The following is a 22,190-nucleotide window of genomic DNA, read 5'->3' as shown; positions in this document are numbered from 1 at the left end:
GCGATGATTCCGGACCGGTCCGTCAACGTACCAGCAGCGATTTCGCCGTCGAGGAAATCAGCTCGCGCAGCCATTTGTGTTCCGGCGCCTGGTGAACTCGCTCGTGCCACAGCTGGTAGAAGCGCATCGCCGGAAATGCGATGGGCACCTTGAAGGTCTTCAGCGGCAGGTTCTTTTCATAGAAGCGCATGAATTGGCGGCCGGTGGTCAGCACCAGGTCGCTGCGCGTGAGCATATAGGGAATCAGGCCGAAGTAGGCGGACTCGACAACCACGTTGCGATGCAGGTTTTGCTTCGCGAGGAAAGCTTCGATGACGCCGAAATACCCGGCCAGCATCTGCGACGGCGCGACATGCGGCAACGACAGGTAGTCTTCGACCGTCATGTCGTCCGCTCCGGTGCGCAGCGCGTACGCGCAGTCGGCGCGCATGATGCAGGCGATCTCGTCCTCGAACAGCTTCGACATGTGCAGGTGCTGCGGCGGCTCATCCCAGTTGGCGATCACCACGTCGAGTTCGCCGTCCGACAGCAGGCGCAGGTAATCGATCTCGGGACCCAGGCCGTAGATCACGACGCGGCTCTTCGGCGACTCGCGGCGCACGCTGGCGACGATATTGGGGAGGAACTGGCTGTCGAGATAATCGGGTGCGGCAATGTGGAAGGTGCGCGCCTCATGCTGCGGCAGAAAGGCTGTTTTCTGGGAAAAAAGCTTTTCCGTCTCGTCCAGTATGCGCTTGGCCGGTTGCAGCAGGCTTTCGCCGTGCTGGGTCGGTACCATGCCGCGGGCGCCGCGCACCAGCAGAGGGTCTCCCGTCAGTTCGCGCAGCTTGCGCAGTGACGCGGAGATCGAAGGCTGGGGCTGGTTCAGTTTCAGGGCGACGCGCGAGACATTCCTTTCCGACAGGAGCAGGTACAGAATGCGGATTAGATGAATGTCCAAATGATCTGGCAAGCCTGACATTGCGTGTCTCTATATTGGGTTTGTTATGCGAAATATACTTGATGCCGGATGCTCCGGGCTATAAAAAAGTCTATCTTGTCAACCTGTCGGTTCACACAGGTGCACGCTTATTCCGGGTATATCGGAATGCCATGCCTGCGCCCGCGCATTCTGTGCGCAGGCGTTCGCATACCGGTTTGCCGGGCATGCCCGGGCGACGCGCGGACTGTGTGGAACTCCGATGGAGTGTGAGTTGGAGGCAGGGCGACCTGCCTCCTTTTTTATGTACGGGCTATCGGTTATTGGCCATTTGTTATCGGCCCGAGGGTCAGGGATCGATGACCGCGGCGCAGGCATCGGTGGGCAGCGCGGCGGCATGGCCGACGATCGGAACCATCTTGATGCCGGCGGAGGCGATCCGGCAGGGCGCGGCAAGTACGCCGCAGCCGGAGAGAGTGACGGGAAGAAGAATGGCGGCTGCGAGGAGTCGAAGGCGAATCATGGGGTTCTGCCAGGCGACGCTGGCCGCCCGTGTAATCCGGAAATGAAGTGGAATCGCCAATATACCGCGCCGATGCCGGGAAGGAACAGGCCAGATACACGCCGGATACAATTCAACGGTCGTATGTTGCTGATCCCGTACGCGGTGCCGCATGTTCCGGCGCGCCGGCGTGCCTGGCCGGTTGAAATCCGGAGGAATTGCGCGGCACCGAAGCCGCAGCCTTCACCATGCCCCGCACGAGCAGGCCGGCGCCGAAGGACGCATAGGTCATGAACAGCGAGACGCGTGATACCCGCTTCTCGAAGCCGGGACGCAGCCGCCGCGGCGTCATCCGATAATCAACGAAGCAGGCCATGGCGGCGGTTGCCGCCCCGCCGGCGACCGCCTTGCCGAAGCCGGCAAGATCCATGCGATCGGCATGCTCGCTGAACCATTTTTCATAGAGCACCGCCCATAGCGTCACCGACGCATGATGGATGCCGTAGCCGATGACGGTGTGACTCAAGCTCGGCTCGTCATGATAGGCCGCCTGTTCGCCGTACACCCACTGGCTGGTGGCATTGGTCGGCCCGTACGGCGTGTCGGCCTCGCGCACGCCGCGCATGGTCAGCACCGCGGTCGATGCCATGCTGGCGATGCTTCCCGATACCAAACCATCCTTGAATGCTTGTTCCCACGACTTCATCGTTCCTCCTGGCAATCGGGCTCCTGCGGGCGACCGGTTTTCCGGCGTCGCCGGCTCAATGAACTCGGAGCGATACTTGCCGGTCGTATAACAGACGCACAAAACAGGAGCATGGTTCCATAAGGAGTCGCGATTGGTCGTATTGCTAACCGGGGGCAGCGGATTCATAGGAAGCCATCTTGCGGAGGCGCTGCTCGCCGCAGGGCACCAAGTCGTCTGCGCGGTGCGTAATCCCGATGCGCGGCGCGATCCACGCTTCCAATACGTCGCCGCGGACTTTACCCGGGACTTCGACGCCTCCGCATGGATGCCGCGTCTGCAGGGCGTCGATGTCGTCGTCAATGCGGTCGGCATCATCCGCGAACGCGGCGTCCAGACGTTCGACGCCATCCATGTGCGAGCGCCGATCGCCCTGTTCGATGCCGCCGCCCGCTGCGGCGTCAGGAAGATCGTTCAGATATCGGCGCTCGGCGCCGACGAACTGGCGCAAAGCCGCTATCACCTCAGCAAGAAGCAGGCGGATGATTTTCTGTCCGGGCTCGCAGTGCCCTCGGTCGTCGTGCAGCCATCGCTGGTATTCGGGCCGGGCGGCACCAGCGCCCGGCTGTTCACGGCGCTCGCCAGCCTGCCGCTGATCGCGCTGCCGGGAGGCGGGCATCAGCAGGTGCAGCCGGTGCACCTGGACGATCTGGTTGCCGCGATCATGGCCTTGCTTGAAGATGATCGCGAATCGCCAACAAGTCCGGGGGGAAGAGTCGCCATCGTCGGGCCGGAACCAATGTCTCTCCGGCAATTTCTGGCGACGCTGCGTACCGCGCTGGGGTGGCCGCGCGCGCATTTCATCCCGGTGCCGATGCCGCTGGTCAGACTGGGCGCTTCTGCTGGACGGCTGCTGCCGGGGAGCCTGCTCGATCCTGAAACCCTGCAGATGCTCGAGCGCGGCAATACCGGCAGCGCCGCCCGCATTACCGAGCTGCTGGGAAGACCGCCGCGAGCGGTACGCGACTTCATCGCACCGCAGGACAGGGCGCAGTCACGGCTGCAGGCAAAGCTGGCCTGGCTGCTGCCGGTACTGCGGATCAGCATCGCGCTGGTGTGGATCGTGACCGGCATTGTGTCGCTCGGACTGTATCCGGTGGAGGACAGTTATGCGCTGCTGGCGCGCACCGGCATCACCGGGGCGATCGCACCGCTGATGCTGTACGGCGCGGCGCTGCTCGACCTGGCCTTCGGCATCGGAACGCTGATGCTCAAGCGGGGGCGGCGCTGGCTGTGGCTGGCGCAGCTTGGCCTGATTGGGTTCTATACGATCATCATCAGCTTCCGCCTGCCGGAATTCTGGCTGCATCCCTATGGCCCGCTGCTGAAGAACCTGCCGATGCTGGCCGCGATCTGGCTGCTGCTCGAGCTTGAGGAACCTGACGAACCGCGCGCACGGAACAAGCACAATCCGGTCAAACCCAAGGAGCGCTGATGGACTATGTCACTGTCAAATGGCTGCACATCCTGTCGTCGACCTTCCTGTTCGGCACCGGCATCGGTTCCGCCTTCTACCTGCTGTTCGCCACCATTTCGCGCGACATACGCGCCATCGCCGTGGTGACGCGCATCGTGGTGCTGGCCGACTGGCTGTTCACGTCGACCACCGTCATCATCCAACCCCTGACCGGCTATATCCTGATCCGCCTCGCCGGCTTTCCGATGAATAGCCGCTGGATCGTCTGGTCCGTCATCCTGTACGTGATTGCCGTGGCCTGCTGGCTGCCGGTGCTGTGGCTGCAGATGAAAATGAAGCAGCTGTCGCGCAGCGCGGCCGATGCCAACACGCCGCTTCCCGACGCCTACTGGCGCTATTTCAAGGTCTGGGTACTGCTCGGCATACCGGCGTTCTTCGCCTTTCTCGCCATCTTCTACCTGATGGTGGCCAAGCCGGCATGAAAAAAGGGGAGACCATGGTCTCCCCTTTCATTGCCGGTGTCGCGCCGCGTGGACCGATACCGGATTAGACAATCAGCGGATCAATCGCTTTCCAGGAACGTCTTCAAGCGGTCGGCGCGCGACGCGTGGCGCAGCTTGTTCATCGCCTTGTTCTCGATCTGGCGAATGCGTTCGCGGGTGACGTCGAACTGCTTGCCCACTTCTTCCAGCGTGGCGTCGCTCGCCATGTCGATGCCGTAGCGCATGCGCAGCACCTTGGCTTCGCGCGGCGGCAGCGAGTCGAGCACGTCGCGGATCACGCTGCGCATCGATGCATGCATCGCCGCATCGGCCGGCGCCAGCGTGGTGCTGTCCTCGATGAAGTCGCCCAACTGCGAATCGCCGTCGTCGCCCATCGGCATGTCCATCGACACCGGTTCCTTGGCGATCTTCATGATCTCGCGCAGCTTCTTCTCCGGCAGGTCCATCTTGGCCGCCAGCGTCGCCAAGTCCGGCTCCGAGCCGGTTTCCATCAGGATCTGGCGCGAGATGCGGTTCATCTTGTTGATCGTTTCGATCATGTGCACCGGCACGCGAATGGTGCGGGCCTGATCGGCGATCGCGCGGGTAATGGCCTGGCGAATCCACCAGGTGGCATACGTCGAAAACTTGTAGCCGCGACGGTATTCGAATTTGTCCACCGCCTTCAGCAGGCCGATGTTGCCTTCCTGAATCAGGTCGAGGAACTGCAGGCCGCGGTTGACATACTTCTTCGCGATCGAGATCACCAGGCGCAGGTTGGCCTCCGTCATTTCGCGCTTGGCCTGGCGTGCGCGCATTTCGGCAGTTGTCATCTGCTTGTTGATCTTGCGCAGTTCGGCCAGCGGCACGCCGGCAGCTTTCTCCAGTTCGATCAGCTTCTTCTGGTATTCCTTGATTGCCGGGCTGTTGCGGCGCAGGATCGGGCTGTACGCATGCTCCTGTTCCGCCTCGCGGTCGACCCATTCCAGATCGGTTTCATTGCCCGGGAAACCGCTGACGAAGCGAGGACGCGGCATGCCGCACTTGTTGACGGCGATATCGAGGATCTGCCGTTCGATCTGGCGGATTTCATCGACGCGCGAGCGCAGGGTGTCGCACAGCTTCTCCACCAGCTTGGCGGTGAAGCGCAGGCCGAGCAGTTCCTGGGAAATCACCTGCTGCGACTGCAGATAGGCCGGCGAGCCATAGCCTTCGCTGTCGCGCGCGGCCCGCATCTTGTCGAATTCTGCCGAAACGGTGTCGAACTTCTGCAGTGCCTGCCTGCGCATGTCGGCGAGCTGGGCCTCGCTCATGCTGGCGGCCGCGGTGCCGCTGCCGCTGTCTTCTTCCTCGTCCTCGTCGAGATCTTCCTCGAGCTCCTCTTCCGCTTCATCTTCATCGGAAGCCGCGGCCGCGGCCACGACCTGAGGCTCGTCGTCCTGCGTGCTGAGGTCCACCAGGCTGTCCACCACGTCGTCGATGGCGGCTTCCTCGCTGCGGATTCTTTCCGCCTGGGCCAGGATTTCCGCGATGGTGGTGGGGCAGGCCGAGATGGCTTGCATCATGTCCTTGAAGCCTGCCTCGATGCGGCGGGCAATATCGATCTCGCCCTGGCGGGTCAGCAGGGGCACGGATGCCATCTCGCGCATGTACATGCGCACCGGGTCGGTGGTGCGGCCGAAATCCGAATCCACGGTCGACAGCGCGGTGGCGACCGCCGCTTCGGCGTCGTCATCGTCGTTGCTGGCCGTGGCCACGTTGTCCGACAGGAGCAGGGTCTCGGCGTCGGGCGCCTGTTCGTAGACCGTGATGCCCATGTCGCCCAGCGTGGAGATCAGGCCCTCGATGACTTCCTGGCTGGTGGATTCCTCGGGCAGGTGGTCGTAGATCTCCGCGTGCGTCAGAAAGCCGCGTTCCTTGCCGGAGCGGACCAGTGCCGCGATCTTCTGGCGGCGCACCGCGAGCTGTTCCTCGGTCATCCCTTCTTCGGTGCTGCGGCGGTCACGCGCCTTGCGGGCCGCATTGATTTCCGCCCGTTCGACCGCGTTCAGCGCGGCGACTTCGTCATGCTCCGGGCGGAATTCGGAAGGACGGCGGCCACGGCGGGCTGGCACCTTGACGGACGGCAGCGTATAGGCCGAGGTATCGATCGCGGCAACGGTGGACGGATCGACCGTGACCACCGGCGCCGGCGCGGAGACTTTCGCCGCTGCAGCAGGAGCGTCGGCGGCCGGCTTGCGGCGCACGACCCTGGCCTTGGGTGCCGCGCCGGTTTCCTTCTCCGGCGCCGGTGCGGTTGCCGCCGCCATATTGTCGCCGGCAGGCGCATCCACGGCAGCCGGTTTCGCGGCCAGCCTGGAGGCAGCCTTGCGCACCACCACCTTCACGGCGGGCGCCGGGGTTTGCACTGCCTGAACGTCGCCCGCCTCCAATGCTTGCGGTGCGGTGGCGCCGGCGTCCGGCGCCGCCGCCACGCTCGGCGTGATGAGCCGGGAACGCCTGGTCACCACGGTTACCGTGGTCGGTGCCTGGACGTCATCGGCGGCAGGTGTGACGGTGCGGACCGCAGCCGGATTGTTCGCGGCGTCGGCGCTACGGGGTTTGGCAGTCAGTGTCAGTGTCTTTGCAGGCTTTGTCATTGCGTAGGTATTGGGCAACTGGGACAGCATCATGGTTCAGGCGCGAATGGGCGCCGCCGCTTCCGCATGGCGGGCTGGCATGCACGCATGGGATCGAATCGCGCGCCGCCGGTTCTGCCGTGCGGTCATGAAGTGCTGGCTTACATGTCGGTATTCAGGGTAATCAAATTCGGGTGAAGTTTCAGTGCTGCTGCATGAGGCCCGGTTCTCGACGGCGGGCTGAGTGGAACTCCAAGGCAGTCGGTAGAGCAGGGGCCGTATTATATTGGTCTTTTAAAAAATATTCACGGCGAAATATTTCGAATCCAGGATCAAAATAAAAAACATCGGATCACAGAAGACTCTAGGGGTTCCTCAGCGGAGTGCTTTTTGGAAGATATCCTCGTTTCAGACTGGAATGACTTTGTCGCCTTGTCAGGCGAACTTGACGGTTGGGCATTCCGCGGCCAGCAGGATGCGCGATGGCCGCTGGTGAGTTCCCTGTCGCGCTATCTCGGCGCCTTCATCCCGGACCGCTCGACATGGCGCAGCCGCGAAGAACGCGCCATCCGCATCTTCCGCCGCAAGGCGCACAACTATCTTCCCGACCGTCATGTACTGGACAACGACCTGCGCTGCCTCGCCCTGATGCAGCACCACGGTGCGCCGACGCGTCTCCTGGACTTCACAAAGTCGCCGTTTGTGGCCGCATTCTTTGCGCTGGAGAACGCTGTCAGCCATTCGGCGGTGTTCGCGCTCAATACGCCGGCGCTGTGGAATGCGACACCGGCCGCCATTCCGACGCTGACCCGAGACGCCATCGATCCGCGCCTAGACGGGAACTTTGCGCGCTATTTCCTTCAAAACAACAGCGACATCGTCTGGATCGGCGAGCCGGAAGAGATGGACCGCCGGCTTGTCGCGCAGTCGGGAACCATGGTGGTGCCCGGCGTGCTCGACAAGTCGCTGGACCAGATACTCCAGGCCTACCGCTGCAACGGCAGTTTGATCAAAAAGCTTGTTCTTTCGCAAACCATGCGCGAGCAGGCGATGAAAGCCTTGTACCGTATGAACATTACCAACGCTTCCCTGTTTCCGGATCTTGACGGCTTGGCCCGCTCGATCCGGGTCGAACTGGAAGTCGTCTGGACGGCCGCCGCGCCTGACGGTTTCGGAAACGGCGCCCTCTGACGGAATGCTTATTGAACACAATATGGAGACGACATGACGGATACCAAGAACGCCAGGGATGACCAATTGCGCGAGGCCGCGCTGGAATACCATCGCAGCCCGACGCGCGGAAAGATCGAGGTCAATGCCACCAAGGCGCTCTCCAACCAGCGCGACCTGTCGCTCGCCTATTCGCCGGGCGTGGCCTATGCCTGCGAGGAAATCGCGCGCGACCCGGCCATGGCGGCGGAATACACCTCGCGCGGCAACCTGGTGGCGGTGATCACCAACGGCACCGCGGTGCTCGGCCTGGGCGACATCGGTCCGCTGGCGGGCAAGCCTGTCATGGAAGGCAAGGGTTGCCTGTTCAAGAAGTTCGCGGGTATCGACGTGTTCGATATCGAACTGGCCGAGCATGACGCCGACAAGCTGGTCGATGCGATCGCGATGCTGGAGCCGACGGTGGGCGGCATCAACTTGGAAGACATCAAGGCGCCGGAATGCTTCTATATCGAAAAGAAGCTGCGCGAGCGCATGAATATCCCGGTCTTCCATGATGACCAGCATGGCACGGCCATCATCTCCGGTGCGGCGCTGCTCAACGGCCTGAAGGTGGTCGGCAAGAACATCGGCGATGTGAAGATCGCGGTATCCGGAGCCGGCGCCGCCGCGATCGCCTGCCTGGATACCATGGTGAGCCTGGGCGCGCGCAGGGAAAACATCTTCGTCGCCGATTCCAAGGGAGTCATCTACCACGGCCGCGATGCAAAGATGGAGGAAAACAAGGCCCGCTATGCGCAGGAAACCGGCGCCCGCAAGCTGGCGGACATCGTTGACGGCGCCGACGTGTTCCTCGGCTGCTCGACGGCCGGGGTGCTCAGCGCCGACATGGTCAAATCCATGGCCGACAAGCCCATCATACTGGCCCTGGCCAACCCGGAGCCCGAGATCCGGCCGGAAGTGGCCAAGGCCGCGCGGCCCGACTGCATCATCGCCACCGGCCGGTCGGACTACCCCAACCAGGTCAACAATGTGCTGTGCTTCCCGTACATCTTCCGCGGCGCGCTCGACTGCGGCGCCACCAAGATCACCGAGGAAATGAAGCTGGCCTGCGTGAAGGCCATCGCGGAACTGGCCGAAGCCGAGACCAACGACGCGGTGGCCATGGCCTACGCCGGGCAGGAACTGAACTTTGGCCCCGAATACATCATTCCCAAGCCCTTCGACCAGCGCCTGATCGAGAAAATCGCGCCGGCCGTCGCCAGGGCCGCCGAGGAATCCGGCGTGGCCACCCGCCCGATCCGCGATCTCGATGCCTATCGACAGCAGCTCAGCCACCTGGTGTATTACACCGGGCTGATGATGAAGCCCGTGTTTTCCGCCGCCAAGGCTTCACCCCAGCGCGTGGCCTATGCGGAAGGCGAGGAAGAGCGCGTGCTGCGGGCGGTGCAGACGGTGATCGACGAGGGACTGGCCAGGCCCATCCTGATCGGACGCCCGCATGTGATCGACATGCGCATCCGAAAGGCGGGCCTGCGGCTGCGGCCCGGCGTGGATTTCGAACTGGTCGACCCCGAGAACGATCCTCGCTACCGGACCTATCATGAGGCGTACCACGAGCTGCGGGGACGCTATGGCGTGACGCCGGATGTGGCCAAGGCCGCGCTGCGGCGCTCGAACACCCTGATCGGCGCAATGCTGGTGCACATGGGCGACGCCGACGCGCTGTTGTGCGGCACGGTAGGCCGCTTCGAAGGACATCTCGAGCATATCCGCGATGTCATCGGAACTGCCCCGGGCGCCAGCGTGCTCGCCACCATGAACGCGCTGATGCTGGAGAAGTACACGCTGTTCATCGCCGACACCTATGTCAACGACGATCCGAGCGCGGAAGAGCTGGCGGCGATCACCCGCCTGGCGGCGGCCGAAGTACAGCGCTTCGGCATGCAGCCCAAGGTGGCGCTGCTGTCGCATTCGATGTTCGGTTCGTCGGACCGTCCCTCCGCGCGCAAGATGCGAGCTGCGCGCGACATCCTCTCCGCGGTTGCTCCCCAGCTGGATGTCGAAGGCGAGCTGCAGGGGGATGCCGCGCTGGTCGAGGAAGTACGCCGCCATTTCCTGCCCGGCACCAGGATGACCGGTAGCGCCAACCTGCTGATCATGCCGTCGCTCGACGCCGCCAACATCGCCTTCAACCTCCTGAAGATCACGGGTGGCTACGGTGTGACGGTCGGCCCCATCCTCCTGGGTACGGCCAAGCCGGTGCATATCCTGAATCCGGCCGCGACCTCCCGTCGCATCGTCAACATGACTGCGGTGGCGGTGGCCGATGTGTCGGCGTTCAAATCGGTGGATCACGGATAAACGGCACCTGCTGCGACTGTCTGGCATGCCGTTCTTTCATGGCGGTATGTCTGGAATCATACCGACGAACAATTTCATTCCTCCCGCGTCCAACCGTGAATGCTGTCATTGAAGCAAGCGGAACGGGCCGCGTCGGCGGTGCCGTCCTGCTTGCCGTTTGCTGTTTCCCCTTTTCCCATATCCAGATCAGAAGATGAATGAGCATTTGCAGAGCGTCGTACGCTATCTTGAGGAAAACCGCCTGAAACTGGTCACTGCCGAATCCTGCACCGCCGGCATGATCGCTTCCGCTCTCGCCGATATTCCGGGCTGCGGCAGCTGGCTGGAATGCGCCTTCGTCACGTATTCGCCGCAGGCAAAGATCAGCTGCCTCGGCGTCAAGGCGGAAACCATCGAGACTTACAATCTCACCAGCGAAAATGTTGCCAGGGAAATGGCGGAAGGCGCATTGCGCATCAGCCGCGCCAATGTCGCGCTATCCGATACCGGCGTCGCAGGTCCGGATGCCGGCGACGGCGGCATCCCGGCCGGGACCATTTGTTTTGCGTGGTCATTCCAGATCGACGACAGGATCACGACATTCTCGGAAACCCGGCGTTTCCAGGGCGACCGCAATGAAGTGCGCCGGGCCGGAAGCGAGTATGCGCTGAGCCGTGTCTGGCATTATCACAATGAAATGTTGCAGAAGAAAAGCGCGCCCTAGCCGGGATGTGCCTCATTTCCGCGCCTGTGCCCGCGCCAGGCGGCGAGCAGTTTGCCCGCCGGCCTCCAGAATGCGCCCTCGCCCTGCTCGGCGCGCTCCAGGACCCAGCGGCTTCCTTCCATTCGAACTCCATCGAAAGCGGTTCGCAGGACTGTGCGGCAATGAGTCGCCATCGTGGCGGGGGACCGGTAGACGAGTACCTGCTCGAAAGGCTGATAGGTGCCGAGCAGGGCGGTCTTGTAAGCATAACGGCCATGGCCGAAGTGAAAGCGCGTGCAGCCGCGCTCAATGGCCGCGCAAACCGTCAGATAGCAGCACAGCATGCCCAAGCGATAGTCGTCGTAGGCGGCATCATGCGCATTGACCTTGGAAATGAAGCTGGAGCCGACATGAAACACGATGGCGCCGCCAACGATGCGGCCATCGATCGAGGCCACGCCTACCTTGCCGCAGGCACGCACAAGCCGAAGTATCCTCAGCGTCTCTTCCTCATCGATGAACGATGACTTGTTCTTTTGCCGCATGCGCGCGCGGTTCATCTCGATGATGGCCCGCACATGCGCTTCGTCCACGCCTTCCTTTTCGGCTACACGATAATCAAAGCCGGGGTAGTCGCGCTGCAGCCGGTTGCGGTGGCGCTTGATGTTCTTCCGGGTAGCGCTGCCGAGAGCGGCAAGATAGCCGGCTTCATCCGGCGGCAAGGCGGCAATGAAATCCTCGGCGCACAGGAAGCGCTGGCGCGGGTAAGCCCGCAGGCTGCCCTGCACCTGCACCGCATGAAACCGGACGATGGCGGCCGAGGCATGACGGGCGAACATGTGTGAGCAAAAACGCTGCACTTCATGTTCGGGCAGGCACATGCCTTCGTTGACCACACTTATAGTTGCGCCAACGACGCGGTAGAGCAGGATCGCCGTGAGCTCGCCGTCCGCGCCGGCCACATAGGTATGCACGCCGTCCAGCGTATCGCAGGTGCGGAAATAAGCCAGGCTCGAATACAGGGTGCCGTAGAGGCGCTCCAGATGCCATTCCGCGAACGGCGGAATGACACCGGCGAACACTTGCACCTCCTCACCGCCGCGACCTTCATCTGCGCGCGATGACAAAGCGCCATGTTGCGAACCGGCTGTCTGCTCGAACGCCATGCCTGCACTCAGCGCGGCACCGTGAGGATCATGCGGGACTTCCATATCGCCTCGGGCAAAGTATCGCTTCCGTCAACATAGGATGGACCGCGCGGCCTCGTTTGGAGATGCATCAAGCCGGTACGCGGCTCGAGTGCATAAGCGTTGCGTTGTGTTGTTATTACGCCTGTTGTCCTATAGTCAGCTGACAGCCTGCAAACTGTGTTGTATGCGCTCGACGTTCGAACAAACGGTTACATTGAAGTCTTGAAGATGATGGCTCGACACAGGTAAAGTTGGCTCGATCGCGAGGGAGTACCTTCCTCTTCACTCTGAATCAGTTTTACATCGAGGTAACAGATGCAACCGAAATTAGCCAATCGAGATGAATCCGCCTGGGACAAGGGCGACTATGCATATGATTTGGGCGATACGTTCGAAACCGGCATTGTCAAGGCGGCAGAGGAAGGCATTCGGCCCGGCTCCAACGGTTATGCGGCATTCATTACCGCGTTCTCGCGCCGTGTACGCAGCAAGCAGGTTTCGCCCCGTAAAGCCGCGGTCAAGCCGGCTGCCGATGCCTCGCAATCCGGATCGGCCGTCGTGCTGACGCCCGACTTCATGCGCACCGCGTCGTAATATCGTATCGAAATAGTTTTGCTGTGGCTCCGGCAACCGGCATGGGCCAAGCTGTCCGGCATTGAAATCCTTGCCGATGGTGCATCCGTGCATCCATGCACCGGCGTGCCGTGACAGGCGATGCTCGTGCGACGCGCCGTCGATGCAACCTGCTGCGGTATTGCGCTGCTTCGTACGACGAGGTGGTGACAATGGGTATCCCGCGGAAGCTTGACGCCGCTGGCGTTTCATCATCGCCGGCGGGAGCCGGGATGCCTTGTTCGAATCGGGATTTGCCGCAAGCTCTGGCAGAGCGATAAGGCAATCTTGCTGGCGAAGCTCAGGTCTTCAGCCCCTCAAGCGGTGCGCGACGCGTCCGCGTTTCCTCGCTTGCTTTCCGCTTTGATCCGCTTTTTCCGTTTTTTCCTGCCCTGTCATTGAAGCGCCGCCGTTTTTGCACTTGTGCATGAACGGCGGCATTGCTTCATGATCTTCTCCGGCGCCTAGCTCACTTGGCAAGTTCGTGCAGCTTTTCCTTCACATCCTTCCACTCCTCGGCATCCGGAAGCGGATCCTTGGTCTTGGTGATGGAAGGCCAAATGCGGGCGAGTTCGACATTGAGCTTGATGAATTCCTGCTGGTCGGCCGGCACATCCTCTTCGGCATAAATGGCATTGACCGGGCATTCCGCTACGCATACGGCGCAATCGATGCACTCGTCGGGATCGATTGCAAGAAAATTCGGTCCTTCACGGAAGCAATCTACCGGGCATACATCAACGCAGTCGGTGTAACGGCAGCGGATGCAGGATTCGGTCACAACGTGGGTCATAACAGTCCTATCTGAAAATTTTTCTGAAACTGATTTGCATTGGAGCTGCCGAGCAACCCGCCGCAAAGCCTTGTATTTTAGGACATTCGAGTGTTTCCCACAAACCGGACTTAGACAGATTATGAATAAGCAAATACGGCGGCCTCGCTGAATGGTCCCGTGCTTTTGCCATTGCTCTTGCCGGCCCTACCGCATTATTGCTTTAAAGACAAGTTTCCGCGTGATCCGGTTCATTGGGAGATTGATATCGGCAAGACCGGGTGCATCCCGAAAGGGTGTAGGTTCAGTAACACTACGTAGATGGCACGCGGAAAGCGCCTGAAGTTCCGAGATAAAATTGCCGCCATTAAAATCACTATCAGGGAGACGGCAGTGCAGTCCAGATTTTTCATTGGCTTGGCCGGCATGGCGCCGCTATGGTGCCATGCGGCCGAATTGAATGGCAGCGGCCTGTCGGCTTGGTGGGGCGTGCCCTTCGCCGGATTGCTGTTGTCGATTGCGCTCTGTCCCCTGATCGTTCCCGGCTTCTGGCACCACCATTTCGGCAAGGTGACCCTGGCCTGGGCACTCGCGTTCCTGCTTCCGTGCGCCGCCGTGTTCGGCATGGGTACGGCCGCCGGGGGCGCCGTGCATGCGTTCGCCGGAGAATACATTCCCTTCATCATTCTCATCGCCTCGCTGTTTGTCGTGGCGGGCGGCATCTGCGTGCGCGGCAACCTGCACGGAACGCCGGCGCTCAATACCGGCCTGCTCGCCATCGGAACGGTACTGGCCAGCTTCATGGGTACCACCGGCGCGTCGATGCTGATGATCCGGCCGCTCATCCGCGCCAACGACAACCGCAAGCATGCCGCGCATATCGTTGTATTCTTTATCTTCCTCGTCGCCAATGCCGGTGGCTCGCTCACGCCCCTGGGGGATCCGCCGCTGTTCCTCGGTTTCCTGAAGGGAGTGGATTTCTTCTGGACCTTCAATCACATCTTTCCCGAAACGCTGTTCCTATGCTCGGCATTGCTGGCCATCTTCTATCTGCTCGATCTTCATTACTATCGCAACAAGGAAGAGGTCCTGCCGCCGCCGGCCGACCCCACACCGGATTCGCCGATCAGCTTCGAAGGCAAGGCCAATTTCGCCTTGCTGGCGGCGATCGTCGGCCTGGTGCTGATGAGCGGGCTCTGGAAGCCGGGCGTGAGCTTTCCCGTCTACGGCGTGGAAGTCGAATTGCAAAACCTGGTGCGGGACGTGCTGCTGGTCGCCATCATCTTCATTTCCTTGCGCGTGACGCCGAAGTCGGCCCGCGAAGGCAACGAGTTCGGCTGGGGGCCGATCCAGGAAGTCGCAAAATTGTTTGCCGGAATCTTCATCACCATCACGCCCGTGATCGCCATGCTGCGTGCCGGCGAGGCCGGCGCGTTCGCCTCGGTCGTCAGGGCGGTCACCGATACCAGCGGCCAGCCGATCAATGCCATGTATTTCTGGGCATCCGGCATCCTGTCGTCGTTCCTCGATAACGCGCCGACCTATCTGGTATTCTTCAATACCGCCGGCGGCGATCCCCAGGTCCTGATGACGACGCTGGCCGGGACCCTGGCGGCGATTTCATGCGGCGCGGTATTCATGGGCGCAAACAGCTATATCGGCAATGCCCCCAACCTCATGGTCAAGGCGATCGCGGAGGAGCGCGGCATCAGGATGCCGTCCTTCTTCGGCTACATGGCCTGGTCGTGCGCCGTGCTGGTTCCGCTATTTGTTGTGATGACCTTCATTTTCTTCCGGTGACAAGCGATGACTAAACCCAGGATTCTCGTAACGCGCGCGGTATTTCCCGATGTGGTCGAAAGGCTGGAGCAGCATTTCGAAGTGGAAGCCAATCCGGAAGATGCCGCTTATACCAAGGCCGAGCTGATTGCGAAGCTGCAGGACAAGGATGGCGTGTTCACCACGCCGAGCACCAACATGAGCGAGGATGTGATTCATGCCTGTCCCCGGCTCAAGGCAATCTGCAACATGGCGGTCGGCTTCAACAACATCGACCTTGCCGCGGCGACCCGGGCCGGCATCATGGTAACCAATACGCCCGATGTGCTCAATGAAACCACCGCGGACTTCGCCTGGGCGCTGCTGCTGGCAACGGCAAGGAGAGTCACGGAATCGGAGCATTATCTGCGGGCCGGCAAATGGCAGAAATGGCGCTACGACACCTTGCTGGGCATGGACATCCACGGCGCCACGCTGGGCATTCTGGGCATGGGCCGCATCGGCCAGGCCATCGCGCGCCGCTCGATGGGCTTCGACATGCGCGTGATCTACCATAACCGTTCGCGGCTCGACGAGCAGCGCGAGGCGCGCGCCAACAACGCGCGTTATGTCAGCAAGGAAGAACTGCTGCGCACGGCTGACCATCTTGTCCTCGCCCTGCCGTATTCGCCCGATGTGCATCACACGATTGGAGCCGATGAACTGGCGCTGATGAAGCCGAGTGCGACGCTGATCAATATCGCCCGAGGCGGCATCGTCGACGATGCCGCGCTGATTGCCGCATTGCGGGCGAACCGGCTGGCGGCCGCCGGGCTCGATGTGTTCGAAAACGAACCAGCCTTCGACCCCGGGTTCCTCGATCTTTCCAATGTTGTGCTGACGCCGCATATCGCGAGCGCTTCCGAGCCCACGCGCCGCGCAATGGCCGACTGCGCGGCCGCAAACCTGATTGCCGCATTGACGGGCGCAGCGCCTCCCAATATCCTTAACCCGGAAGTGAACAAGAAGGTTTAGGTATGGCGGATATCAGTATCAGGCAGCAACATTCTCTCAGTCACCAGGGAGCGAAGGCTGCCGCGCAGGAAGTCGCGGAACAAATGGCAAGAGATTTCGACATGGCGCTGCAGTGGGACGGCAATGTATTGCTGTTCCAGCGGTCGGGCGTGTCGGGCGCATTGACTCTTCTTGAAAGGGAAGCCCTGCTGGAAATCAGGCTTGGTTTCCTGATGAAGGCATTCGCGGCAAAGATAGAGGAAAAGGTTGCGGCAAAGATGGAGAGAGTCTTTGCCGCGGCGTAGCCGATCGAACGGTGGTTACTTCGAACGGTCGCTCATTTTCACATCGGCTCGTAAGCTCAGCTTTTCAGCTCAGCCTTTCAGATCCGCGATCAGATCGACGTACTGCTGCATCGCGTCCTCCTGGGACACGCCTTTCAGTGCATCCCATGCATCATATTTCGCGCGGCCGATCATATCGGTGAAACCGGGGCGTTCGCCGTCGGCATCGCCGGCGCTTGCCTGCTTGTAAAGGCCGTACAGCTTCAACAGGGTCATGTTGTCGGGGCGTTCCGGCAAGTTTTTGGAATCGGCGACCGCTTGTTCGAACTGGTTTTGAAGGCTCATGCTTTTCGTTCCTGGTATCTTCATATTGATATTCTGATCGGCCGGAGCGCTGCAGGCCGACCGCCTGTGTGGCCGGAGCCAGTGCTGCAAAAAATATCACAGAAAAAATGGGCGCCAAAGTAAAGCTCTAGAGGAAACTCTCGGCCCGCTATGCCGGACATACAGCGCACTCTGCCGTTCCGGTTTCATTCGTCGTCGTCACCAACGACGGCCCCGCCGACCGCGACAGCGCCCTTGGCCACGGTGGTGGCCGTGCCAACCGCGATTGAGCCGGCCGCAACGCCCACGCTGACGGCGGTGCCTGCAACGGACACTGCCGTCGTCGCGACGCTAACCGCTGCGCAACCGTTAATGTGAAGGATGGTGGTGCTGAGGAAAACGTAAAGCAGGACTTGCTTGAATGGCATGGCCGAATCCAGTAAAGACCGCAGACGCGGTCAGGGTCGTTGAAATCGCTGCGGCTTCAGTACTATCCGGACCGCCTGGCCTGCATATCAGCAGGCCAGGCGGCTCAGCCGTGACACCCGGTTAAACCGGGTGCAGCGTTGCAACTACTGGCTACGGAGTAATGATGCTCTTGAGAAAGAGCGGTCAGACACCCAAAAGTTCAACTTCGAAAATGAGGGTCGCGTTCGGCGGGATGACGCCGCCGGCGCCGCGCGCGCCATAACCGAGCGATGACGGAATGATGAGCTTGCGCACGCCGCCGACCTTCATGCCTTGCACGCCCTCATCCCAGCCCTTGATCACATGGCCGGCGCCCAGCGGAAATTCGAAGGGGTCGTTGCGGTCCTTGCTGGAGTCGAATTTCTTGCCTGCGCTGCCGTCGGAATTCTGCAGCCAGCCGGTGTAGTGCACGGTGACATGCTGGCCGGCCTTGGCTTCATCGCCGGAGCCGACAGTGACTTCTTCATATTGCAAACCGGAAGCGGTCATGGTGGTGGACATGTTTTTCCTTTGTCGTTTGTTCAAGGTGCTGCGATTGTAGCAGTTGTCGACGGCGGCTTCGGGGCAGGCCCGTGTCATCGATCCTGCCTACAGAAGCGTGAGCGGCAGCGCCCGGACGATGATCGCTTCCTGCCGAAAGCGCTGTTCCAGAATGCCCCGGTAGGTATGCCACCACGCGTTGTCGAGCGACTCCGTCATGACCTCGTAGATGACGATATCGTCGTTCATGGTGGTCGAGGCATCTTCCTGCCACAATCCTTTGGCCGGAGCGCGCGTATAGGCGGTTAACCCGCCGAAGCGGCCGATCAGTTCCTCGCGTGTCTTTCCGAACAATTCGGCTGGCTGCGGAGCCGCGGCATTGTCATACAGCGGTAAGAGAATCTGGATAAGGTGCATGGGCATATCGGTGGTGTGGCTGGTTGTCGCCAATGGTGTGGTCAGTGATGTGAACTCAACGCATCGACGTGTCAACGCTTGCGCATGAACGGCCGTTACTGCGCTGGCTTGGCTGCACTTGAAAACGTGCAAATCGCATTCCTGCCAATTTTGACATGCACGCTTAACAAGCGCATCGATTGCGCAACACGCCAGAGATATTCTTCATTAAACGCGGTTTCTGCAAAGTAAAATAAGAGCCGCATCCTTTTAGCTAGTGGTTTCCATGCTCCGACCTCTTGTCCTTGCCTTTTCCGCATTACCCACCCTTTTGCTGGCCTCGGCCGCGCATGCGAACGTCGTCGTGGTGCTGAACTCGCGCGACGCGAGCGTCAGCCTGATCGATCAGACAACCTTCAAGGAGGTGGGGAACATCAATGTCGGCAAGGAGCCGCATCACCTGATGGCCACTCCCGACAGCAAGTCCCTCATCGTGGGCAGCGCCGTCGGCAACGAACTGGTATTCCTCGATCCGAAGACCGGACAGATACAGAGCCGCATCAAGGACATCATCGATCCATACCAGATCGGTTTTTCGCCCGACCAGAAATGGTTCGTGTCCAACGCACTGCGTCTCGACCATGTCGATATCTACAGCTACAACGGCAAGGACCTGAAGCTGTCCAAGCGTCTTCCGCTTGGCAAGCTGCCCAGCCACATGGCGTTCAGCGCCGACAGCAAGACCGTCTTCGTCACGCAGCAGGGGAGCAACGAGATCAGCGCCATCGATCTCGCCACCCAGACCGTCAAATGGACCATCCCGGTAGGAAAGCTGCCGGCGGGTATCGTCATGACGCCGGACGACAAGCACCTCCTGGTCGGCATCATGGGTAGTGATTATGTCGAGGTGATCGACTGGCGCGCGCAAAAAACCGTCAAGAAGATCAGGACGGGCGAGGGCGCGCACAACTTCCGCGCGATGGGCGACAAGCGTCATATCTTCGTCTCCAACCGGGTCTCGAATACCATCAACGTCATCGACCAGCAGACGCTGGAAAACGTCGGCACCATCAACGTGCCGGGCGGGCCGGACTGCATGGAACTGGCCGACGACGGCAAGACCCTGTGGGTGACGCTGCGCTGGGTGAAGAAGGTCGCGGTGATCGATGTCCCGTCCAAGAAAGTGGTGCGCACCATCCCGGTCGGCCGCTCTCCGCACGGCGTGTATTTCGCCAACCACGCTCCGCGGATGTAATGAACCGAGCACTGGCCGCCGCCTGCCTGTGCGCCGCGACCGTGCCGGCGGCACTGGCAGCGGGCGCCCAGCCCGAAAGCTGCAAGGGCACGCTTTATTTCACCTTCGATACAGGCAGCCAGTCGCAAGCGCAAACCATCGCCGACACGCTGGCTCGACACAAGGTCCGCGCCACCTTCTTCCTTGCCAACGAAAAGACGGTCAACGGCGACCACTCGCTCGATCCTTCCTGGTCCGGCTACTGGAAAGCGCGGGTCGCCGAGGGTCATGCGTTCGGCAGCCATACCTTCGACCATGTTTATGTCCAGCGAGACTTGCCCGACGGACGCCTGGAAATGAAGCCTCAGTTCGGCCCCGATGCGGGAAAGAAGCTGGCATGGACCGCCGCCCAGGTTTGCGACGAGCTCAGGCGGGTCGAGACGCGCTTCACGGAGCTGACCGGAAGCAGGCTCGACCCGCTGTGGCGCGCTCCCGGCGGCAGGACCACGCCGGGGCTGCTGGCGGCAGGCAAGTCCTGCGGCTATGCGCATGTCGGGTGGACCGACGGACCCGGTTTTTCCGGTGATGAACTGCCCAGCGACAAGTGGCCGAACGCGAAGCTGCTGGAGCGGTCATTGAAGGGATTGAAGGATGGTGATATCTTCGTCGCCCATCTCGGCATCTGGTCGCGCAAGGATCCCTGGGCGCCGGCGGTTCTCGATCCCCTCATCGCAGGGCTGAAACAAAAAGGCTTCTGCTTTGCCACCTTGCGCGAACATCCGGCCTATCGCGCGAAACGCTGAGCATCGCCGGGCTGCCGCGCTGGTTTGCTTCACTGGCTTGCCTTACTGGTTTCAATAACAACAATTCATTGCGACATACGCCGAATCATGATTCATATCCTGGTTGAATGGTTCTCGGAGGTGCATGGCTGGCTGTTCCAGGCAGTTGTGCATCCGCTCCTCTATGCCTTTTCGCTTGGCGATATCACCGAGGAAGCCTTCGACGGCACCGAATGGTTCCTGATCGGCCTGATCGAGCTGACCCTGCTGTTTCTGATCCTGCGTCCGCTCGAAGCCTGGATTCCGGTAAAGAAAAACATAGATCCGGCGGCGCGGCGAATCGATTTCCTCTATACCTGTGTTCACCGCCTCGGCGCGTTCACCCTGGCCGTGTTCTTCCTGCTCGATCCGCTATTCGATGCCATCGCCGGCCACCTGCGCCTGGTCGGCGTGGTGCACTTCAATCTGGAATCCTTGTGGCCGGGCGTGACCGACATTCCGCTGGTCGCATTCTTCATCTATCTGGTCGTGCTGGACTTCTTCGATTACTGGTATCACCGCTCCAGCCATCAGATCGGCTGGTGGTGGGGGCTGCACAGCCTGCATCACAGCCAGGCTGACATGAACCTCTGGTCGGACAACCGCAACCATCTGCTCGACGACCTGCTGCGCGATGTCTACATGGCGGCGATCGCCCTGGTCATCGGCGTGGAGCCATCCCAGTACCTGCTGCTGGTAGTGGTATCGCGCATGCAGCAGAGCCTGCAGCATGCGAATGTGCGCATCCATTTCGGAGCCATCGGAGAGCGCCTGATGGTGTCGCCGCGATTCCACCGTACCCATCATGCGATCGGCATCGGCCATGAATCGGCCGGCCAGCGCAAACTTCGGGGCTGCAACTTCGCAGTGCTGTTCCCGGTCTGGGACATCCTGTTCGGCTCCGCCAACTTCAGCAAGGAATTCGCCGATACCGGCGTGCGCGATCAGCTGCCTCCGCCGCAAGGCAAGGGCCGCGACTACGGTTCCGGTTTCTGGGCGCAGCAGCGGCTCGGACTGAAGCGCATGCTGGAGTTCTCCATTGGGAAGGCCTCCTGATGCAAAAAATCCTGTTCGCTTTCGGCAAGGCGCTGCTGTCGCAGCTGCATATCAGGATGCTGCTGCTGACCGTGCTGCCCTTCATCGTTTCGATGGCGATCTGGGGCGTGCTGCTGTGGCTGGGACTGCAGCCGATGATCGACTGGCTGCATGCCTATTTCACAGACAACGGCGGCTTCCGCGTCGCCGGCGACATGCTCGGCTGGCTCGGCCTGGGCGCGATCAATGCGGTGCTGGTGCCGCTGATCGCGATGTGGGTCCTGCTGCCGCTGATGATCCTGACGGCGCTGCTGTTCGTCGCCGTGATGGCCATGCCCATCATCGTGAAGCATGTCGGCAGCCGCCATTATCCCGAACTCGATCAGAAGAAGGGCGGTTCCCTGTTCGGCAGCCTGTGGGTCGGCGGAACTTCCTTCTTGGTCTTCGTCTTCCTGTGGCTGGCGACGCTGCCCCTAGCCCTGTTCCCGCCGCTCACTTTCGTCGTGCAGCCTGCGCTGTGGGGATGGCTGACTTATCGCGTGATGGCTTACGACGCGCTGTCCGAACACGCGAGCGCGGAGGAAATGAAAACGCTGCTGCGCCGGCACCGCTGGCCGCTGCTGGCGATCGGCGCCATCACCGGCGCCATGGGCGCGGCGCCCACCCTGCTGTGGCTGGGCGGTGCGCTGTCGGTGATCTTTTTCCCCTTGCTTGCAGCCGGCGCGATCTGGCTGTACGTGCTGGTGTTCGTATTCACCGGCCTGTGGTTCGAGCATTACTGCCTCGATGCACTGCGGCAATATCGCTCGGCGCCGGCTTCCGCCGCAGTCCTGACGCCTGCCGCATCGATGAAGGACATCAACTGATCGCTACCTGATTGATCGACCTTCGGCCGGATCGCGG

At 61.3% G+C, this 22,190-nt stretch carries 23 protein-coding genes; 13 read left to right on the top strand and 10 right to left on the bottom strand.

Annotation, left to right across the window (positions count from 1 at the left end; all coding sequences use genetic code 11):
• Positions 1-22 precede the first annotated feature (22 nt).
• From RY831_RS22300 to RY831_RS22290, 3 genes are all read right to left on the bottom strand, one after another.
• A complete protein-coding gene (locus RY831_RS22300) occupies positions 23-961 on the bottom strand; it encodes a LysR family transcriptional regulator (RefSeq protein WP_326508581.1) in 939 nt (312 codons plus the stop codon).
• A gap of 307 nt (positions 962-1,268) precedes the next feature.
• Positions 1,269-1,442, bottom strand: coding sequence for a DUF6726 family protein (locus RY831_RS22295; RefSeq protein WP_326508580.1), 174 nt, complete (start codon positions 1,440-1,442; stop codon positions 1,269-1,271).
• A gap of 112 nt (positions 1,443-1,554) precedes the next feature.
• Positions 1,555-2,127: a hypothetical protein gene (locus RY831_RS22290; RefSeq protein WP_326508579.1), complete on the bottom strand. Its 573-nt coding sequence runs from the start codon at positions 2,125-2,127 to the stop codon at positions 1,555-1,557.
• A gap of 133 nt (positions 2,128-2,260) precedes the next feature.
• Between RY831_RS22290 and RY831_RS22285 the strand changes: the two genes are divergently transcribed.
• Together RY831_RS22285 and RY831_RS22280 are read left to right on the top strand one after the other, a co-directional pair.
• The gene (locus tag RY831_RS22285) at positions 2,261-3,601 is read left to right on the top strand and encodes an NAD(P)H-binding protein (RefSeq protein ID WP_326508578.1); all 1,341 of its coding nucleotides are present in this window, start codon (positions 2,261-2,263) and stop codon (positions 3,599-3,601) included.
• The gene (locus RY831_RS22280; RefSeq protein WP_326508577.1) at positions 3,601-4,065 is read left to right on the top strand and encodes a DUF2269 family protein; all 465 of its coding nucleotides are present in this window, start codon (positions 3,601-3,603) and stop codon (positions 4,063-4,065) included. Before RY831_RS22285 ends, RY831_RS22280 begins: the two co-directional genes overlap by 1 nt.
• An 80-nt stretch (positions 4,066-4,145) precedes the next feature.
• Here the strand turns inward: RY831_RS22280 and rpoD are convergent, their stop codons facing one another.
• Positions 4,146-6,704: an RNA polymerase sigma factor RpoD gene (gene rpoD, locus RY831_RS22275; RefSeq protein WP_326508576.1), complete on the bottom strand. Its 2,559-nt coding sequence runs from the start codon at positions 6,702-6,704 to the stop codon at positions 4,146-4,148.
• Between the two features lie 369 nt (positions 6,705-7,073).
• Here rpoD and RY831_RS22270 point away from each other — a divergent pair, with 369 nt between their 5' ends.
• The 3 genes from RY831_RS22270 to RY831_RS22260 all read left to right on the top strand — a co-directional run bounded on the left by RY831_RS22270 (position 7,074) and on the right by RY831_RS22260 (position 10,920).
• Positions 7,074-7,874, top strand: a complete 801-nt coding sequence (locus tag RY831_RS22270; protein ID WP_326508575.1) for an FRG domain-containing protein — start codon at positions 7,074-7,076, stop codon at positions 7,872-7,874.
• Between the two features lie 33 nt (positions 7,875-7,907).
• Positions 7,908-10,217, top strand: a complete 2,310-nt coding sequence (locus tag RY831_RS22265; protein WP_326508574.1) for an NADP-dependent malic enzyme — start codon at positions 7,908-7,910, stop codon at positions 10,215-10,217.
• Between the two features lie 193 nt (positions 10,218-10,410).
• On the top strand, positions 10,411-10,920 hold the full coding sequence (locus RY831_RS22260; RefSeq protein WP_326508573.1) for a CinA family protein: 510 nt from the start codon (positions 10,411-10,413) through the stop codon (positions 10,918-10,920).
• Here the strand turns inward: RY831_RS22260 and RY831_RS22255 are convergent.
• Positions 10,917-12,110 carry a GNAT family N-acetyltransferase gene (locus RY831_RS22255; protein WP_326508572.1) on the bottom strand — a complete coding sequence of 398 codons (1,194 nt, stop codon included), beginning with the start codon at positions 12,108-12,110 and terminating at the stop codon, positions 10,917-10,919. The two genes, RY831_RS22260 and RY831_RS22255, sit on opposite strands and share 4 nt — an antisense overlap.
• 294 nt (positions 12,111-12,404) lie before the next feature.
• On the opposite strand from RY831_RS22255, the gene RY831_RS22250 reads away from it, so the two are divergent.
• On the top strand, positions 12,405-12,683 hold the full coding sequence (locus RY831_RS22250) for a hypothetical protein (RefSeq protein WP_326508571.1): 279 nt from the start codon (positions 12,405-12,407) through the stop codon (positions 12,681-12,683).
• Between the two features lie 487 nt (positions 12,684-13,170).
• Here RY831_RS22250 and fdxA read toward each other — a convergent pair whose 3' ends face one another.
• Positions 13,171-13,494, bottom strand: a complete 324-nt coding sequence (gene fdxA, locus RY831_RS22245) for a ferredoxin FdxA (RefSeq protein ID WP_326508570.1) — start codon at positions 13,492-13,494, stop codon at positions 13,171-13,173.
• A 405-nt stretch (positions 13,495-13,899) separates the two neighbouring features.
• On the opposite strand from fdxA, the gene RY831_RS22240 reads away from it, so the two are divergent.
• The 3 genes from RY831_RS22240 to RY831_RS22230 are packed head-to-tail and all read left to right on the top strand — an operon-like array spanning position 13,900 to position 16,550.
• On the top strand, positions 13,900-15,273 hold the full coding sequence (locus tag RY831_RS22240; RefSeq protein WP_326508628.1) for a sodium:proton antiporter: 1,374 nt from the start codon (positions 13,900-13,902) through the stop codon (positions 15,271-15,273).
• Positions 15,274-15,279: 6 nt separating this feature from the next.
• Entirely contained in the window at positions 15,280-16,266 is a 987-nt protein-coding gene (locus RY831_RS22235; RefSeq protein ID WP_326508569.1) for a 2-hydroxyacid dehydrogenase, read from the top strand.
• 2 nt (positions 16,267-16,268) lie between these two features.
• Positions 16,269-16,550 carry a polyhydroxyalkanoic acid system family protein gene (locus tag RY831_RS22230; protein ID WP_326508568.1) on the top strand — a complete coding sequence of 94 codons (282 nt, stop codon included), beginning with the start codon at positions 16,269-16,271 and terminating at the stop codon, positions 16,548-16,550.
• 69 nt (positions 16,551-16,619) lie between these two features.
• Here RY831_RS22230 and RY831_RS22225 read toward each other — a convergent pair whose 3' ends face one another.
• From RY831_RS22225 to RY831_RS22210, 4 genes are all read right to left on the bottom strand, one after another.
• Positions 16,620-16,874: an acyl-CoA-binding protein gene (locus RY831_RS22225; protein WP_326508567.1), complete on the bottom strand. Its 255-nt coding sequence runs from the start codon at positions 16,872-16,874 to the stop codon at positions 16,620-16,622.
• Positions 16,875-17,059: 185 nt separating this feature from the next.
• Positions 17,060-17,281 carry a hypothetical protein gene (locus RY831_RS22220; protein ID WP_326508566.1) on the bottom strand — a complete coding sequence of 74 codons (222 nt, stop codon included), beginning with the start codon at positions 17,279-17,281 and terminating at the stop codon, positions 17,060-17,062.
• A gap of 184 nt (positions 17,282-17,465) precedes the next feature.
• Positions 17,466-17,822, bottom strand: a complete 357-nt coding sequence (locus tag RY831_RS22215; RefSeq protein ID WP_326508565.1) for an FKBP-type peptidyl-prolyl cis-trans isomerase — start codon at positions 17,820-17,822, stop codon at positions 17,466-17,468.
• An 87-nt stretch (positions 17,823-17,909) separates the two neighbouring features.
• Entirely contained in the window at positions 17,910-18,218 is a 309-nt protein-coding gene (locus RY831_RS22210; protein WP_326508564.1) for a hypothetical protein, read from the bottom strand.
• Positions 18,219-18,483: 265 nt separating this feature from the next.
• On the opposite strand from RY831_RS22210, the gene RY831_RS22205 reads away from it, so the two are divergent.
• The 4 genes from RY831_RS22205 to RY831_RS22190 all read left to right on the top strand — a co-directional run bounded on the left by RY831_RS22205 (position 18,484) and on the right by RY831_RS22190 (position 22,153).
• A complete protein-coding gene (locus RY831_RS22205; RefSeq protein ID WP_326508563.1) occupies positions 18,484-19,452 on the top strand; it encodes a YVTN family beta-propeller repeat protein in 969 nt (322 codons plus the stop codon).
• Positions 19,452-20,234, top strand: a complete 783-nt coding sequence (locus RY831_RS22200; RefSeq protein ID WP_326508562.1) for a polysaccharide deacetylase family protein — start codon at positions 19,452-19,454, stop codon at positions 20,232-20,234. Before RY831_RS22205 ends, RY831_RS22200 begins: the two co-directional genes overlap by 1 nt.
• Positions 20,235-20,321: 87 nt before the next feature.
• On the top strand, positions 20,322-21,308 hold the full coding sequence (locus RY831_RS22195; protein WP_326508561.1) for a sterol desaturase family protein: 987 nt from the start codon (positions 20,322-20,324) through the stop codon (positions 21,306-21,308).
• Positions 21,308-22,153 carry an EI24 domain-containing protein gene (locus RY831_RS22190; protein ID WP_326508560.1) on the top strand — a complete coding sequence of 282 codons (846 nt, stop codon included), beginning with the start codon at positions 21,308-21,310 and terminating at the stop codon, positions 22,151-22,153. Before RY831_RS22195 ends, RY831_RS22190 begins: the two co-directional genes overlap by 1 nt.
• The last annotated feature ends 37 nt before the right edge of the window (positions 22,154-22,190 follow it).

Source organism: Noviherbaspirillum album (assembly GCF_035916955.1).
GTDB lineage: Bacteria > Pseudomonadota > Gammaproteobacteria > Burkholderiales > Burkholderiaceae_D > Noviherbaspirillum > Noviherbaspirillum album.
This window is presented reverse-complemented; position numbering and strand designations above follow the sequence as displayed.

Excerpts from the sequence above, each read along its gene's own strand:
- RY831_RS22230 (WP_326508568.1), top strand. The coding sequence starts at position 16,269 with ATGGCGGATATCAGTATCAGGCAGCAACATTCTCTCAGTCACCAGGGA.
- RY831_RS22190 (WP_326508560.1), top strand. The coding sequence starts at position 21,308 with ATGCAAAAAATCCTGTTCGCTTTCGGCAAGGCGCTGCTGTCGCAGCTG.
- RY831_RS22265 (WP_326508574.1), top strand. The coding sequence starts at position 7,908 with ATGACGGATACCAAGAACGCCAGGGATGACCAATTGCGCGAGGCCGCG.
- RY831_RS22215 (WP_326508565.1), bottom strand. The coding sequence starts at position 17,822 with ATGTCCACCACCATGACCGCTTCCGGTTTGCAATATGAAGAAGTCACT.
- rpoD (WP_326508576.1), bottom strand. The coding sequence starts at position 6,704 with ATGACAAAGCCTGCAAAGACACTGACACTGACTGCCAAACCCCGTAGC.
- fdxA (WP_326508570.1), bottom strand. The coding sequence starts at position 13,494 with ATGACCCACGTTGTGACCGAATCCTGCATCCGCTGCCGTTACACCGAC.
- RY831_RS22250 (WP_326508571.1), top strand. The coding sequence starts at position 12,405 with ATGCAACCGAAATTAGCCAATCGAGATGAATCCGCCTGGGACAAGGGC.
- RY831_RS22220 (WP_326508566.1), bottom strand. The coding sequence starts at position 17,281 with ATGCCATTCAAGCAAGTCCTGCTTTACGTTTTCCTCAGCACCACCATC.
- RY831_RS22200 (WP_326508562.1), top strand. The coding sequence starts at position 19,452 with ATGAACCGAGCACTGGCCGCCGCCTGCCTGTGCGCCGCGACCGTGCCG.
- RY831_RS22295 (WP_326508580.1), bottom strand. The coding sequence starts at position 1,442 with ATGATTCGCCTTCGACTCCTCGCAGCCGCCATTCTTCTTCCCGTCACT.
- RY831_RS22210 (WP_326508564.1), bottom strand. The coding sequence starts at position 18,218 with ATGCACCTTATCCAGATTCTCTTACCGCTGTATGACAATGCCGCGGCT.
- RY831_RS22195 (WP_326508561.1), top strand. The coding sequence starts at position 20,322 with ATGATTCATATCCTGGTTGAATGGTTCTCGGAGGTGCATGGCTGGCTG.
- RY831_RS22280 (WP_326508577.1), top strand. The coding sequence starts at position 3,601 with ATGGACTATGTCACTGTCAAATGGCTGCACATCCTGTCGTCGACCTTC.
- RY831_RS22290 (WP_326508579.1), bottom strand. The coding sequence starts at position 2,127 with ATGAAGTCGTGGGAACAAGCATTCAAGGATGGTTTGGTATCGGGAAGC.
- RY831_RS22240 (WP_326508628.1), top strand. The coding sequence starts at position 13,900 with ATGGCGCCGCTATGGTGCCATGCGGCCGAATTGAATGGCAGCGGCCTG.
- RY831_RS22255 (WP_326508572.1), bottom strand. The coding sequence starts at position 12,110 with ATGGAAGTCCCGCATGATCCTCACGGTGCCGCGCTGAGTGCAGGCATG.
- RY831_RS22225 (WP_326508567.1), bottom strand. The coding sequence starts at position 16,874 with ATGAGCCTTCAAAACCAGTTCGAACAAGCGGTCGCCGATTCCAAAAAC.
- RY831_RS22235 (WP_326508569.1), top strand. The coding sequence starts at position 15,280 with ATGACTAAACCCAGGATTCTCGTAACGCGCGCGGTATTTCCCGATGTG.
- RY831_RS22300 (WP_326508581.1), bottom strand. The coding sequence starts at position 961 with ATGTCAGGCTTGCCAGATCATTTGGACATTCATCTAATCCGCATTCTG.
- RY831_RS22260 (WP_326508573.1), top strand. The coding sequence starts at position 10,411 with ATGAATGAGCATTTGCAGAGCGTCGTACGCTATCTTGAGGAAAACCGC.
- RY831_RS22205 (WP_326508563.1), top strand. The coding sequence starts at position 18,484 with ATGCTCCGACCTCTTGTCCTTGCCTTTTCCGCATTACCCACCCTTTTG.